Origin of the sequence: Flavobacterium sp. FlaQc-52 (assembly GCF_044007495.1) — a bacterium.
Classification (GTDB): Bacteria; Bacteroidota; Bacteroidia; order Flavobacteriales; family Flavobacteriaceae; genus Flavobacterium; species Flavobacterium cupriresistens.
Genome location: NZ_JBIPCV010000001.1, coordinates 15,012 through 29,673, shown reverse-complemented (window position 1 = coordinate 29,673; position 14,662 = coordinate 15,012). Strand labels below are relative to the sequence as shown.

Below are 14,662 nucleotides of genomic sequence, written 5' to 3'. Positions count from 1 at the left end.
CTAAATTACGTCAAAAGCCCATTTAAAAAACGAGTATAATTACCTGTTTAGAAACCGTTTACTATCATTAAATTAAATACTTTACAACTATCATGTTAAACCACGTATAATCTTATATATTTTTTCTACTTTAACAACAAATTCACCAAACATGCAGCAACTCCCTAAAAAAGTCAGAAGTAAAAAATTAGGCCCAAAAATCGACTTAACTGCTATGGTAAGTGTCTCCTTTCTGTTGATAATATTCTTTATGGTTGCTACTGAATTGGCAAAGCCAAAAACACTGGATTTAAGTATTCCTGATTGTCGTGATACTTGCGGTCTGGGTTCTTGTGGTGAAAATCGTTCGGTAACAATATTACTGGATGATAATAATAAATTGGTAGTATATATAGGACTTCTGGCATATCCGATTATGGCTCCAAAAGAATTAAATTATGGAAAAGAGGGAATTCGCAAAGAACTTTTAATTAGAAATAAAAGTATGCTTGAATATTCTTCCCGTCGCGGGAAACCCGGAATTGGAATTACAGTAATTATAAAACCTACCAAAAAATCTAATTACGGCAATCTGGTCGATATTCTGGATGAAATGAAGATAACAGGAATTAACTCCTATGCAATTGCAAATGATTTTACTCCTGAAGAAACTAAATTATTAGCCTCTAACTAGTTTTGTCAACTTACGAAATCGCAAGTACATCCGATTTTAAATAAAAATGAGGAAACCGAAATCTCCTCATTTTAAAAAAGAACTTACTAAATAATCTGTTAATTCTCAGAACAGATCAAAACCTTGAGCAAATATCTTTCTTAAATAGACTAATTTTTATCCAAAAACGCTTTTAAAATAACAGTATAAGGTTTTTTCCAGCTATTATTTGAATAGTGAGTCTTCTGAAACCTAATTCTAAAAATTAGAACATAAAAAAAGTCCCACATTGCTGTGGGACTTTCTGTATGGATGTGTAAAGACGCACTGCTGTGCGTCTCTGAGAATTATTTTTTCTCAGTTTTTTCCATTTTAGCTTTTAATGCAGCTAATACATCATTGTTATCTCCTAAAGTTGCAGCTGGTGCATTTGTAGAAGTAGATGAAGTATTTTCAGTTGCAGTTTTCACATTTTTCTCTTCTTCTTCACGGAAGATAGCAGTGTGAGAAGCAACTACTCTTTTGAATTCTTTGTTGAATTCGATTACTTTGAAATCAGCAGTATCACCTTTTTTCAATTTCTTTCCGTCTTCTTTTTCAAGGTGACGAGTAGGAATGAAAGCAACGATATCATCTCCGAATTCTACAGTAGCTCCTTTGTCAACGATTTCAGAAATCTCACCATTGTGGATAGTTCCTACAGCGAAAGAATCTTCGTATTGATCCCAAGGATTAGCAGTAGTTTGTTTGTGACCTAAAGATAATTTACGTCCTTCAACATCTAATTCTAATACTACTACATCAAGTTTTTCACCAACATTTACAAATTCAGATGGGTGTTTGATTTTCTTAGTCCAAGATAAGTCAGAGATGTAAATTAATCCATCAATTCCTTCTTCTAATTCTACGAAAATACCAAAGTTTGTAAAGTTTCTAACGATACCTGTATGTTTAGAACCTACTGGGTATTTAGAAGTGATATCAGTCCATGGATCTTGAGTCAATTGTTTGATACCTAATGACATTTTACGGTCATCTCTATCTAAAGTTAAGATAACAGCTTCAACAACATCTCCAACTTTTACGAAATCCTGAGCAGAACGTAAATGAGTAGACCATGACATTTCAGAAACGTGGATTAAACCTTCAACACCTTCAGCAACTTCGATGAAAGCACCGTAATCAGCGATTACAACTACTTTACCTTTTACTTTATCACCAATAGTTAAATTAGCATCTAAAGCATCCCATGGGTGAGCGTTTAATTGTTTCAATCCTAATTGAATTCTTGTTTTCTCATCATCGAAATCAAGGATTACAACGTTTAATTTTTGGTCTAATTCAAGAACTTCACTTGGGTGGTTGATTCTACTCCAAGAAAGGTCAGTAATGTGAATTAATCCATCAACACCACCTAAGTCAATAAACACACCATAAGAAGTAATGTTTTTAACAACACCTTCTAATACTTGTCCTTTTTGTAATTGACCGATGATTTCTTTTTTCTGTACTTCGATATCAGCTTCGATAAGCGCTTTATGAGATACAACAACGTTTTTGAATTCGTGGTTAATTTTTACCACTTTGAATTCCATCATTTTGTTTACATATACATCGTAGTCTCTAATTGGCTTAACGTCAATTTGAGATCCAGGTAAGAAAGCTTCAATACCGAAAACGTCAACGATCATACCACCTTTAGTTCTGCATTTTACAAAACCATTAACGATTTCTCCTGTTTCATTTGCAGCAATAACTCTATCCCAAGATTTGATAGTACGTGCTTTTCTGTGAGATAATACTAATTGACCTGTTTTGTCCTCACGGATGTCGATTAATACTTCTACTTTGTCACCTACTTTTAAGTTTGGGTTGTAACGGAATTCGTTTAAAGAAATAACACCTTCCGATTTTGCGTTGATATCAACGATAACGTCTCTATCTGTAATTCTAACAACTACACCTTCTACTACTTCTTCTTGATCTGTAGCGATGAAAGTTTTTGAAACTAGTTCTTCGAATTCTAATAAGTTTTTCTCATCTACTGCATCAATTCCTTCTTGGAAGTTATGCCAGTTAAAATTTGCTAAAAACTCTTCTTGTGATTTTAATTGTTCAGACATGCTGATAAAAAATTTGTATTCTGTTTTTCTTGAGTTTCATAAAGCGATAGAAAAAACAGAAGTTGTTTTACATAAATTGTTGATACCTAGTGGAAACTCTACTCTGCCAAAAGGACTGCAAAATTACTACATTTATTTGTACTGACAAAATAAAATACAAATGATTATCAGGCTAGGCTTTCTGCGGTAGTACAGTTGGTGTTTTTTAAGTTCTAAAACCTTAAAAAATAATTAAACCCGACAGGTTTTAAAAACCTGTCGGGTTTGTAATAAAAAATAGTTTTACTATTTTAAGACATCTGGAAACTCTGGTCCTCTAATTTTACATTAAAATTAATTTCTGCCTTCAGCGCTGTAAAAACCTTAATTATAGTTGCAATTGTAGCGCTATTCGCACTGCTTTCTAACTTTGAAATTTGTGCCTTTTTCACACCAACCAATTCACCTAATTGTTCCTGAGTCAAATTTCGTTCTATTCGGACTGCTTTAATCATTTTGCCTAAAACATCCATTCGAAGCTCATATTCATACGCATCTCTTTCCTCGGTACCTGTTTCTCCGATATACTTATCTTTCATCTCAGAAAGAGAATAGGATTTGATTCCTGTCTTTGCCATTTCTTTCTATGTTATTCTTTTATAAAATAGTTCTTTCTTATTTTTACAGCTCTTTCAATTTCGTTCGCAGGAACTTTATCCACTTTCTTGATAAAACCATGAGTTGCAAAAACCAAAGTTTCTTTATCATCGGATTTATCCCAAAATGCTAGAAACCGAATTTGATTACCATAAAACATTGTTCTAAATTCCCAGATGTTGTTTTGCAGTTTCTTAAAAAGTCTTGGGTCATTTGTCTGTTCTGCTAAGTCAATAGTATACAAAACCTTAGCTATGGTTTTCCGATCCAATTTCGATAAAAATTCCTCCGCTTCTTCCAAAAATTTTGTTTCAAAATACCTCATGTAATTATCTATTAACAAAAATACCACAAAAGTTTCTAAAATTAGAAACTTTTGTGGTATTTTTTATGTTTAACAAATAAATTAAAATCAAAAATGACTTAACATTATATTTCATTTAATCGCTAAAATTAATCTCATTTAATGCCTTAAATTCTCAACCTCCTTTGGATCATGTTTATACTTAAAAAGAAAAGCAAACAAAATTAGAATTACAAATGCATAACCAGCAAATGAAAACCAAACATTAGACCATTGCACTGTATTTCCATCAGTAAAACAACCTACCGTTCTTCCAGCAAATTCGCCTCCTAAAATTGCTCCAATACCATTAGTCATTAGCATAAATAATCCTTGAGCACTTGATCTAATTTTGCTATCCGTTTCTCTTTCAACAAATAATGAACCTGAGATATTAAAAAAGTCAAAAGCCATTCCGTAAACGATCATTGATAAAACAAGGAAAATCACACCTGATCCAGGATTTCCGATACCAAATAAAGCGAAACGTAATACCCATGCAATCATACTAAAAACCATTACCTGTTTAATACCAAATCTCTTCAAAAAGAAAGGAATAGTCAGAATAAAAAGTGTCTCTGAAATTTGAGATAATGAAATAATAAATACGGAGTGCTCCACTCCAAAGGTTCCTTGATACTCAGGATTAGAACCAAAACTTCTTATAAAAGTATCACCAAACATATTAGTAACTTGTAATGCAGCACCTAAAAGCATCGCAAAAACAAAAAATATAGCCATTTTCTTTTGCTTAAAAAGCACAAAACTATCTAATCCGAATCTACTAGAAAATGATTGGTTTGTGTTTTTATTTTCAGCAGGAACATCAGGCATAGAGAATGAATATATACCCGTAATAATCATGGCAACGGCCGCAAAAACAAACTGATTCGTACTTGATTTCCAGTCTGTCAAATCGGTTACCCACATTGCTATAATAAATCCAACTGTTCCCCATACGCGAATTGGAGTAAATGCTTTTTGAACATCAAAACTAAATTTATTTAAGACCGCGTAACTAACGGAGTTGTTTAAGGCTATTGTTGGCATATAAAAACAACTTGTTACAAAAATAATCCAATACATTTCTGTTGAATTAGTCGCTTTAGTAGCAAAGAAAATTGCAATTCCCGCAATAACGTGAGCAATTCCCAAAACTTTTTGCGCACTAAAATATTTATCAGCAATGATCCCAAGTAAAGCAGGCATGAATAAACTTGCCCATCCCATAGAAGCATAAGTTCTTCCTATAGACAAGCCAATACTACCTCCTTCTAAAGGACCAAAAACCTGGCCCATATATCCACCTAATGAAATCAACCATATTCCCCAAACAAAAAATTGGAGGAAATTCATAATTGTCAGCCTTAATTTTATACTCATATAATAAAATTGTCTTTGTAAAATAATAAATGAAGCGGTAAAACTACCATTAAAAATGATATCTGCAAAAAATTAAACCGTTTTAACAACATCATTTACTAATTCAAGAACAGCTGAAAATTGTTCTTCTCTATTTAAATAAGAATTATCGATTTCAATTGCATCATCTGCAATTACTAATGGAGAATCTGCGCGATGTGTATCAATATAATCTCTTTCGACCACATTTTTCAAAACCTCTTCATACGAAACAGCATCGCCTTTTTCTTGCAATTCATCGAAACGCCTCTGCGCACGCGTTTCTGCACTTGCAGTCATGAAAATTTTAAGCTCAGCATCAGGAAAAACTACAGTACCTATATCTCTGCCATCCATAACGATAGCTTTGTTTATACCCATTTCTTTTTGTTGCTCTACCAATTTAGCACGCACTTCTGAAATTTCAGCCACTTTACTTACGTAGCTGGACACCTCAATGGTTCTGATTTGTTTTTCAACATTTTCATCATTCAGATACATTTCTGCAAATCCTAAATCTACATTGAATTTAAACTCTAATTGAATTTTTGGAAGGAAATCCACAAGGCCTGTTTTATCGAAGAATTCAGGTCCTATTAATTGATTTTGCATTGCAAATAAAGCGACTGCTCTGTACATTGCTCCCGTATCGACGTATACGTATTCTAATTCTTTTGCCAATTGTTTTGCTAAAGTACTCTTTCCTGTTGACGAAAATCCGTCAATTGCAATGGTTATTTTTTTCAAAATAATCTTTTTGATTTTATAAATTAATAATAAGTGTGGACGATTTTTTAGTAGTAAATATCTAAAATAATTCTTGATCTGGAAGTATCAATTATTTTTTCTATTCTTTTGAAGAAGGCTTCACTAACCATTGGGCAACCCTGGCTGCGTGAAATATAATAATCCTGTTCGTTTTCCGGAACAGCTGAATATCGATGTAAAACTATAGCTCTTTTCAAAGCGTTATTATTGGTTTCATCCAGACCAGCCAGTCTGTAGGCCTTGCCAAAAATTCCTTTATAACATTTTTCGATGGAGTATCTTCCTAATGCAGTTGCTTTAGATTCCGGTGTATTGCTAAATTTTAACTCCCCATCAACTCCTGTTTCTGATCCGGATCCGTGGGCAACAAGTCCTTGATCTATAATTTTATCATTTTCAATGTCGTACACAAAAAAACGATTTCTACCGGATTTGATTTTCATATCAACCAGAAAAGCAATTTTTTGATTGTAATTAGAGCTAATCGCAATCTTTTCCTTTACCTCATTGATATGGGTATTTATCCTTTCAATATCTATAGCAGTCAATACATCCTCATCTTCCAAAGCAATATTCGAGGTATTAAAAAAACCTGCAGTTACCAAGAGAATTAAATAAAATAGCTTCATAAAATCACCTATTGAAAGTTAAACATTAGTCCAAAAAGACTAGTATTAGCCGCTAAAGTATATTTTGAATATGAGTAATTAAACTTTAATCGATTCATTTTTAAACCAAACCCTAAAGAAACTCCCGAAAAATTACGTTGTTCTTCAATTCTTAACTCCTCACCTCTTCTAAAATTATACCCCAATCTGATATTAAATGCTTTTTTAGGAAAAAGCTCGACACCAACAATAACATGTCGTAAGGCGTTGTTTACAAAAGAAACTTTCTCTTTACTCGCCGTACCGTCTAAGTTTGTTTCGCCACGAACCGGATTCGAGAACGAAACATTCCATTGTTGCAAATTCTCTAAAGTAAGATGCCAGCGAAGCGGCACGTGCTCTAGTTCTTGCGATACTCCTGCAATAATTTCAAGGGGCAATTTTTCCTGTATTCCGGAATAAGTTGTGAACTGAGTTCCAATATTTCGAATTACAAGAGCCAAATTTAAATCATTTTTTTCAATTATATACAAAAAACCTAAATCAATTGCACCTCCAATAGAATTATAAGTTTCTAACGTTGAAGTTATTAGCTTCACATTCGCTCCAACATGAACATCTGTAAAAGGAATATTATACGCATACCCTAACGAAAGCGCTCCTTCATTACCTGTAAAATCTGAAGTGGCCTGACCGTTTTCGTCATACCCTTCAAATGTACCGTAATTCACATAACTTACTCCGGCATAAAAAGTCTGCAAGTGCCTGTCATACGTATAAGCATAGGAAGCCGTCCCGTAAGAGGCCTGACCGTAATAACTTCCGTAATTCATAGCCAGATGATTGTCCATATCTTCGTTTAAAGTCGCCGGATTAAACATAACCTGATTCACATCGTCGTCGTAAATTGTAATCGTTTTTCCACCTAACGCTGCCTGCCTTGGTGAAGTCGTTAAATTAAGAAACTGATACGTGTAACGTCCTCCTATTTGCCCGAAAGAAATCGAACAAATCAATAACATAAAAAATACAACAAGTCGTTTTAACATGCTTTTTGAGGCGTTCCTATAGGGAGATAACGCAACTGCGAAGATAAAATTATAAACTTATAAAAATAAATAAATCCCAAAAATATAAATTCCAAATTCCAAACTAAAAAAGGATCAGTTTATTGGAATTTGGAATTTATATTTTTGGGATTTTATATCGAAATTTATTTCAGCGTTTTAGCGTTTTTAACATTTTGATCTGTCAATGCCAAAGCCAATACTTCACTCATTTCTTTTACATAATGAAAGGTCAGTCCTTCTAAATATTCCGCTTTTATTTCGTCAATATCACTTTTGTTTTCGTGACATAAGATAATCTCTTTGATGTTGGCTCTTTTGGCCGCTAAGATTTTCTCTTTAATTCCACCTACCGGTAAAACTTTTCCACGAAGTGTAATCTCTCCTGTCATAGCAAGACTTTTCTTTACTTTCTTTTGCGTTAACAAAGAAACCAAAGAAGTCAACATAGCGATACCGGCACTTGGACCGTCTTTTGGCGTAGCTCCTTCCGGAACGTGTAAGTGAATGTTGTATTTCTGGAACAACTCAACACTAAGACCTAACTTCTTAGCATTTGCTTTGATATATTCTAAAGCAATTGTAGCCGATTCCTTCATTACATTCCCTAGATTTCCTGTAATGGTAAGAGCTCCTTTTCCTTCAGAAATCAAAGATTCAATAAATAAAATATCTCCTCCAACACTTGTCCAGGCCAAACCTGTTACAACTCCTGCAACATCGTTATTTTCGTATTTATCACGTTCTAATCTTGGTACACCTAAAACAGTTACGATATCTTCATCTGTAACTTTTTTATTGTATTCCTCTTCCATTGCAACTGCTTTTGCTGCATTACGAATGACCTGAGCAATTTTATTCTCCAGATTACGAACACCGGATTCACGTGTATATCCTTCTACAATTTTCTCCAATTGTTTTTTGCCAATTGTCAAATCTTTAGTCGTTAAACCGTGTGCTTCTAATTGCTTTGGAAAAAGATGTCTTTTTGCAATTTCTACTTTTTCTTCAATCGTATACCCTGACATTTTAATCACTTCCATTCTGTCACGTAACGCCGGCTGAATGGCTGACATATTATTTGAAGTCGCAATAAACATTACTTTAGACAAGTCATATCCCATTTCAAGGAAATTATCATAAAAAGAATTGTTTTGCTCCGGATCTAAAACTTCTAATAAAGCAGAAGAAGGGTCACCGCTGTTTCCACTTGAAAGTTTATCAATTTCATCTAAAATAAAAACCGGATTTGATGTTCCTGCTTTTTTCAAACTCTGGATAATTCTTCCCGGCATGGCACCGATATAGGTTTTTCTATGTCCGCGAATTTCTGCTTCGTCACGTAAACCACCTAACGAAATACGCACATACTCACGTCCTAAAGCCTCGGCAACAGAACGACCAATAGAGGTTTTACCAACACCCGGAGGTCCTGTTAAACAAATAATTGGCGATTTCATATCGTTACGAAGTTTCAGTACAGCCAAATGTTCTACCATTCTTTTCTTAACTTCTTCAAGTCCGAAATGATCTTTGTCTAATATTTTCTGAGCGTGTTTTAAATCAAATTTATCTTTAGAATATTCACCCCAAGGCAATTCTAAAAACAACTCTAAATAGTTACGTTGAATCCCGAAATCAGGAGATTGTGGATTCATTCTACGCATTTTTGACAGTTCTTTTTCGAAATGTTTTTGCGTTTTCTCGTCCCATTTTTTAGTTTTTGCTTTCAGCCCCATTTCGTCCATTTCCTCTTCCTGCGAAACGCCACCCAATTCTTCCTGAATGGTTTTCATTTGCTGATGAAGGAAATACTCGCGTTGTTGCTGATCTAAATCAAAACGAACTTTTGACTGAATGTCATTTTTCAATTCTAATTTTTGCAACTCTACATTCATATAACGCAAAGTTTCAAGGGCTCTGTCTTTTAATCCGTTTATCGATAATAAACCTTGTTTTTCTTTTACCGATAAATTCATATTAGAAGAAACAAAATTGATTAAAAACGATTGGCTTTCAATGTTTTTAATCGCAAAAGTAGCTTCGGAAGGAATGTTTGGACTTTCCTTTATAATTTGAATAGCCAACTCTTTAACAGAGTCTAAAATCGCTACAAATTCGGTATCATTTTCATCGGGACGTTCTTCTGAAACTTCTTTTATAGTAGCTGTAATATAAGGATCTTCTGAAACGACTTCGTCAATTTCAAAACGTTTTTTTCCTTGTAGAATTACAGTAACATTCCCGTCGGGCATTTTCAGAACACGCAGAATTCTTGCTACCGTTCCGATTTTATGAATATCATCTTTAGACGGATCTTCATCTTCTTCATTAATTTGAGAAACAACACCAATGATTTTTCCACCGGCATTGGCATCATTAATTAATTTTATAGACTTATCCCTTCCTGCCGAAATAGGAATCACAACACCAGGAAATAAAACAGTATTACGCAAAGGCAAGATCGGTAACGAAAGCGGAAGCTCTTCGTTATTCATTTCTTCTTCGTCTTCTGGAGTTAATAATGGAATTAATTCTGCCTCTGAGTCAAATTCTTGAAGTGACAGATTGTCAATAGTAAGTATTTTATGGTTTGACATAATAATATATAAGTCGTTTTGTCATTAAAAGTTCAATCCTAACTGTAGATATGGTCTTAGATATGCTAGTTTTTGATAAAACAATCCTAAGTATATCCTCCACAAGATAGACCGTAAAAATAGACAATCATTGTGCCAAAACAAATTTATACCTTAATTTTATTGTGTGGATAATCCTAAACCTTCTGACAGCTTTAATAAAAACACAAATCAGGAATAGACAATCAATTACAACCACTCCTACTCTCGAATGAACAACGACTATCAAACAAAAAAAGAATATTTCAGAAAAAAAATAAATTAATTTTCATTGAAACTGTAACAAACCAAAAAAAGCAAAGTCCTTATTAAAAACTAGCAACCATTACTTGAATATAACAAACCAAAATATCGAAGAATTAATCACGCTTTGTAAAGAGAACAATCAAAAAGCACAATTCGAAGTTTACAACCGTTACTGTAAAGCCATGTATAATGTGGCGTACAGAATTGTAAAAGACGAACATTTTGCACAAGATGTCATGCAGGAAGGTTTTTTGAAAGCTTTTACAAAAATTAACGACTATAAGCAGGAAGTTGCTTTTGGGGCGTGGTTAAAAAAAATAATTGTCAATTACAGTATTGATTTTTATAGAAAGAATAATGCTCTTCAAATCGAGGATTTAAGCAAGACACTTTACAAAATTGAGGAAGATGATAGTTTCTTTTCTGAAAGTATTGATTTGAACTCCTTAAAAGTAAAACAGGTCTTAGATGCCATTTTAGGATTAAAAGACAATTACAGAATGGTTTTGACCCTCTTTTTTATTGAAGGTTATGATCAGGAAGAAATTTGCGAAATTTTAAATATCAGCTATGCCAATTGCCGGACCACATTAAGCAGAGCTAAAGAAAATTTACGAAAAAAATTAGAGGAAATATGAAAAAGGAAAATGACAACTTAGAACAATTGTTTAAAAAATTGGAAAATCAGTGGGATGTACAGGAAATAAATCCGGATCACCAACTTGATTTCCTGAATAAACTAAACCATCAAAAGAAACCTAAGAGAAATAATTATGCCGTGTGGGGAATTGCAGCGTCTATTGCCTTACTGATTGGAATATCTGTTTTTTATAACAATGACACGAAGCCAAAGCAGTTTCAATTTGCGTCCAACGAAACCAAACGAACCGATTCTATATTCAATATTTTAATTGATAACGAACTGGTTAAACTAAAAGAAAAAAGTTCGCCTGAAAATGAGCAAATTATAAATGACGCTTTAAAACAGATGAAAGTTTTTGATGCCGATTATCAGAAAATCATAAACGAATTGCAGAAAAATGGTGAAAACAAACAGATTATTTACGCCATGATTAGCAATCTTCAAACCCGAATCTCTTTTTTACAAACGGTTTTACAACGAATAGAAGAAAACGAAAACTTAAAAAATACGACACATGAAAAAACACTATAACCTCCTGATGCTCTTTCTTTTGATTCCTTTCTTGGGATTTTCAAACGATGAAGGCTACATTTCAAAACAAAAAACAATCAAAAAAACCTATATCGTCAATTCCAATGCCGGAATAGATATTGACAATAAATACGGTAACATCACTGTGACAACCTGGGATGAAGATAAAATTGATCTGGACATTACCATCAAAGTAACCGGAGGGAATGAAAATTGGGTAAACGAAAGATTAAATAGCATAACGGTAGATATTACGGCTTTAAAAGCAATGGTTAGCGCTGTAACGTCGCTTGGAAGTTCTTCTTTTAAAAGCAGAGGAAGCAGCAATAGTTTTGAAATTAACTATGTCATTAAAATTCCAAAAAACGGGACAGTAAAACTTAGTAACAAATATGGAAACATTATTACGGGTGATCTGGCTTCTACTACTGATATTTTCTGCAAATACGGCAAAGTAGAACTTAGTAAATTAAACGGAAATGCTAATAACATTCAAATTGAGTACTGTCAAAATTCAACCATTGATTATATTAAAAGCGGAACTATTGAAGCCCGATATTCCGGACTAAAAATCAATGATGCCGGTAAAATTACCCTCGATACCAATTATACAGACCTAGTGATTGGTGATGGACAAAGTGTTAAGTACGATTGTAATTACGGGAAATTTAAGTTTGAAAAAATAGGCTCTGTTACCGGTTCCGGAAATTACCTTACAGTCAATGTTGGAGAGCTCTTAAGCAACTTAAGCGCCGATCTGACCTACAGTAAACTAAGTGTTGGAATCATAAACGAAAAAGCCAATAACGTAACTGTAACCTCTGAATACTCCGATATTTCATTGGGTTATGATACCAACTTCGCTTTTGATTTTGATATCAACAACCGATACGGTGGTATTAAAAATGATGGTTCATTAGATATCTCATCTTCAGAAACTAAAAACAGTAGTAAAAGAATAAGTGGCTTTTATAAGAAAAAAGGACAAAATAAAATCGCTGTCAATTCAAGTTATGGCAGTGTAACGTTAACTAAAAAACAATAACCAAAAAAAGTATAAATATGAAAAAATCAATTCAATTATTAGTTTGTGGTGCATTTCTTTTAAGCTTAACAGCTAATGCACAGTCGTCAAATAAGGTAACAGGAAACGGTAAAATAAGTACCGAAACCCGAAATACAAGTGATTATGACGGAATAAAAGTCTCAGGTTCTTTTGATGTTGACCTGGTTTCCGGAAAAGAAGGAAATATTACCCTCAAAGGAGAAGAAAATTTACTGCCCTTGGTGCAAGTTGAAGTTTCAGAAAATACTTTGAAAATTTCCATGAAGAAAAACACCAATATTCGTTCCCGTCAAAAAATACAGATTACGATTCCGTTCGAAAAAATATCTCAAGTGACATTATCCGGTTCGGGAGATATTCAAACTAAGAATAATATCAAAAACGATAAATTTTCGGCTAAACTTTCCGGTTCAGGAAACTTTAATTTAGGTATCGATTCCAATGATCTAGATCTTAATTTAAGCGGATCAGGAAATGTACGATTGAAAGGAACAGCCAATAATTTTACTACTAAACTATCAGGTTCAGGAGATATAGATGCAGCTGATCTTAAATCAAAAAATGCTGATATCAACATTTCAGGTTCCGGCAACGGTCGTGTTAACTGCAATGAAACTCTAACAGCAAGAGTATCCGGATCCGGTAATATCAAATATGAAGGGAATCCAGAGAAACGTGATGTAAAAGTTTCGGGTTCTGGAAACATTTCCAAGGCATAAAAACAGCTAACTAAAATCATAAAAAGCAATAATTAATAACGTAAAAACCATGAGAAATTTAATTATTGCTTTTTTATTAAGCATCGGTTTTCCATGTCTTAGCCAGCAAAAAGCAAACCCAATTACCGAAAAAGAGATCTTTGCCTCTCTCGATAAAAATGCCGCTACATTACTAACCAATTCAAAGGCTTATTCTGTCTCCATTGGTGTTGTAATTGACGATAAAGTCTACACCAGACATTATGGCGAAATCGACAAAGGAAAAGGAAACAAAGCTACTGACGAAACTCTTTTTGAAATCGCTTCTACCACAAAAATTTTTACAGGGACACTTGTTGCAAATGCAGTCCTGGACGGGAAAATAAAATTAGACGATGACATTCGGAAATACCTGAACGAAGAATTTTCAAATTTGGAGTTTAAGAAAAACCCAATAAAAATTAAAAATCTGGTTACCCACAGAAGCGGAATATTAACTCCTTTTCCGGATACCAAAGAAATAAGACAAAAATACAGTCCTGACAGCTTTCTCGTTCACAAAAACAGACTTGATAAATCGTATACCAAAACCGATTTTTTTACTGCTCTGAGACAGGTAAAAGTGGACACTCTTCCGGGAACAGCCTTTAAATACGGAGCACTGGGCCCTGAATTGTGTGCCCATATTCTGGAGAATGTTTACAAAAAGAACTACCAGGATTTATTACAGCATCATATTTTTGACAAAACCGGAATGAAATCCACAAAGGTCAAATTGGCTACTACCGATGTACTTGCCAATGGCTATAATGCAAGCGGATTACTAATGACTCCTTTATCCAGCAACCTTTGGGGTGCTTCGAAAATGCTCAAATCTACTATGAGCGACTTAATTAAATTTATAAAATTTGAACTGGACAGGACTAACAAGGTTGTCACTGAATCCCATCGAAGAATTTATACAAATGGCGATATGGGTTATTTTTGGGAAATTCAACAAGCTCCCGATAAAACTATTGCTTACGCCAAAGATGGAGGCTCTAATGGCACACAAAATATACTTAAAATACACTCAGAGTATAATTTAGGTTTTTCAATTATCATGAATCAAAGTGATAAAGATTCCGGCACACATCTGGAGGCTGTTGCCGAAGGTCTCTTGGCAGATTTAAAACCTGCTACTAAAAATGCTACGCCCTAAAAAATGCAAAGAATTAGTGTGATCTAAAAACCATTCCTTA

General features: G+C 33.8%; 14 protein-coding genes. 6 read left to right on the top strand and 8 right to left on the bottom strand.

Annotated features, from left to right (window positions below; all coding sequences use genetic code 11):
• The first annotated feature begins 151 nt into the window (after window positions 1-151).
• Window positions 152-673, top strand: coding sequence for an ExbD/TolR family protein (locus ACHRV5_RS00135; RefSeq protein ID WP_395425300.1), 522 nt, complete (start codon window positions 152-154; stop codon window positions 671-673).
• A gap of 326 nt (window positions 674-999) precedes the next feature.
• Here the strand turns inward: ACHRV5_RS00135 and rpsA are convergent, their stop codons facing one another.
• The 8 genes from rpsA to lon form a co-directional block, all read right to left on the bottom strand.
• Window positions 1,000-2,775 carry a 30S ribosomal protein S1 gene (rpsA, locus tag ACHRV5_RS00130; RefSeq protein WP_047779153.1) on the bottom strand — a complete coding sequence of 592 codons (1,776 nt, stop codon included), beginning with the start codon at window positions 2,773-2,775 and terminating at the stop codon, window positions 1,000-1,002.
• A gap of 290 nt (window positions 2,776-3,065) precedes the next feature.
• Window positions 3,066-3,392 (bottom strand): helix-turn-helix domain-containing protein, encoded by a 327-nt coding sequence (locus ACHRV5_RS00125; protein ID WP_395425299.1) that lies wholly within the window; start codon window positions 3,390-3,392, stop codon window positions 3,066-3,068.
• Window positions 3,393-3,403: 11 nt separating this feature from the next.
• The gene (locus ACHRV5_RS00120) at window positions 3,404-3,736 is read right to left on the bottom strand and encodes a type II toxin-antitoxin system RelE/ParE family toxin (RefSeq protein WP_395425298.1); all 333 of its coding nucleotides are present in this window, start codon (window positions 3,734-3,736) and stop codon (window positions 3,404-3,406) included.
• Between the two features lie 138 nt (window positions 3,737-3,874).
• Entirely contained in the window at window positions 3,875-5,137 is a 1,263-nt protein-coding gene (locus ACHRV5_RS00115) for a nucleoside permease (RefSeq protein WP_395425297.1), read from the bottom strand.
• 72 nt (window positions 5,138-5,209) lie between these two features.
• Entirely contained in the window at window positions 5,210-5,902 is a 693-nt protein-coding gene (gene cmk, locus ACHRV5_RS00110) for a (d)CMP kinase (RefSeq protein ID WP_395425296.1), read from the bottom strand.
• A 47-nt stretch (window positions 5,903-5,949) separates the two neighbouring features.
• A complete protein-coding gene (locus tag ACHRV5_RS00105; RefSeq protein ID WP_395425295.1) occupies window positions 5,950-6,552 on the bottom strand; it encodes a murein L,D-transpeptidase catalytic domain-containing protein in 603 nt (200 codons plus the stop codon).
• Window positions 6,553-6,560: 8 nt separating this feature from the next.
• Window positions 6,561-7,580, bottom strand: coding sequence for a type IX secretion system protein PorQ (porQ, locus tag ACHRV5_RS00100; protein WP_047779157.1), 1,020 nt, complete (start codon window positions 7,578-7,580; stop codon window positions 6,561-6,563).
• Between the two features lie 164 nt (window positions 7,581-7,744).
• On the bottom strand, window positions 7,745-10,198 hold the full coding sequence (gene lon / locus ACHRV5_RS00095; protein WP_047779158.1) for an endopeptidase La: 2,454 nt from the start codon (window positions 10,196-10,198) through the stop codon (window positions 7,745-7,747).
• A 368-nt stretch (window positions 10,199-10,566) separates the two neighbouring features.
• On the opposite strand from lon, the gene ACHRV5_RS00090 reads away from it, so the two are divergent.
• From ACHRV5_RS00090 to ACHRV5_RS00070, 5 genes are read left to right on the top strand one after another with little or no spacing between them, the layout of a single operon-like run.
• On the top strand, window positions 10,567-11,121 hold the full coding sequence (locus tag ACHRV5_RS00090; protein ID WP_047779159.1) for an RNA polymerase sigma factor: 555 nt from the start codon (window positions 10,567-10,569) through the stop codon (window positions 11,119-11,121).
• Entirely contained in the window at window positions 11,118-11,657 is a 540-nt protein-coding gene (locus tag ACHRV5_RS00085; protein ID WP_230001851.1) for an anti-sigma factor, read from the top strand. The genes ACHRV5_RS00090 and ACHRV5_RS00085 overlap by 4 nt, the downstream gene beginning before the upstream one ends.
• A complete protein-coding gene (locus tag ACHRV5_RS00080) occupies window positions 11,641-12,702 on the top strand; it encodes a hypothetical protein (RefSeq protein ID WP_047779161.1) in 1,062 nt (353 codons plus the stop codon). The genes ACHRV5_RS00085 and ACHRV5_RS00080 overlap by 17 nt, the downstream gene beginning before the upstream one ends.
• Window positions 12,703-12,719: 17 nt before the next feature.
• Window positions 12,720-13,442 (top strand): head GIN domain-containing protein, encoded by a 723-nt coding sequence (locus ACHRV5_RS00075; RefSeq protein ID WP_047779162.1) that lies wholly within the window; start codon window positions 12,720-12,722, stop codon window positions 13,440-13,442.
• A 49-nt stretch (window positions 13,443-13,491) separates the two neighbouring features.
• The gene (locus ACHRV5_RS00070; RefSeq protein ID WP_395425294.1) at window positions 13,492-14,622 is read left to right on the top strand and encodes a serine hydrolase domain-containing protein; all 1,131 of its coding nucleotides are present in this window, start codon (window positions 13,492-13,494) and stop codon (window positions 14,620-14,622) included.
• Window positions 14,623-14,662: the final 40 nt, after the last annotated feature.

Coding starts and splice junctions, on each gene's coding strand:
- ACHRV5_RS00135 (WP_395425300.1), top strand. CDS start 152: ATGCAGCAACTCCCTAAAAAAGTCAGAAGTAAAAAATTAGGCCCAAAA.
- rpsA (WP_047779153.1), bottom strand. CDS start 2,775: ATGTCTGAACAATTAAAATCACAAGAAGAGTTTTTAGCAAATTTTAAC.
- ACHRV5_RS00125 (WP_395425299.1), bottom strand. CDS start 3,392: ATGGCAAAGACAGGAATCAAATCCTATTCTCTTTCTGAGATGAAAGAT.
- ACHRV5_RS00120 (WP_395425298.1), bottom strand. CDS start 3,736: ATGAGGTATTTTGAAACAAAATTTTTGGAAGAAGCGGAGGAATTTTTA.
- ACHRV5_RS00115 (WP_395425297.1), bottom strand. CDS start 5,137: ATGAGTATAAAATTAAGGCTGACAATTATGAATTTCCTCCAATTTTTT.
- ACHRV5_RS00105 (WP_395425295.1), bottom strand. CDS start 6,552: ATGAAGCTATTTTATTTAATTCTCTTGGTAACTGCAGGTTTTTTTAAT.
- porQ (WP_047779157.1), bottom strand. CDS start 7,580: ATGTTAAAACGACTTGTTGTATTTTTTATGTTATTGATTTGTTCGATT.
- lon (WP_047779158.1), bottom strand. CDS start 10,198: ATGTCAAACCATAAAATACTTACTATTGACAATCTGTCACTTCAAGAA.
- ACHRV5_RS00085 (WP_230001851.1), top strand. CDS start 11,118: ATGAAAAAGGAAAATGACAACTTAGAACAATTGTTTAAAAAATTGGAA.
- ACHRV5_RS00080 (WP_047779161.1), top strand. CDS start 11,641: ATGAAAAAACACTATAACCTCCTGATGCTCTTTCTTTTGATTCCTTTC.
- ACHRV5_RS00075 (WP_047779162.1), top strand. CDS start 12,720: ATGAAAAAATCAATTCAATTATTAGTTTGTGGTGCATTTCTTTTAAGC.
- ACHRV5_RS00070 (WP_395425294.1), top strand. CDS start 13,492: ATGAGAAATTTAATTATTGCTTTTTTATTAAGCATCGGTTTTCCATGT.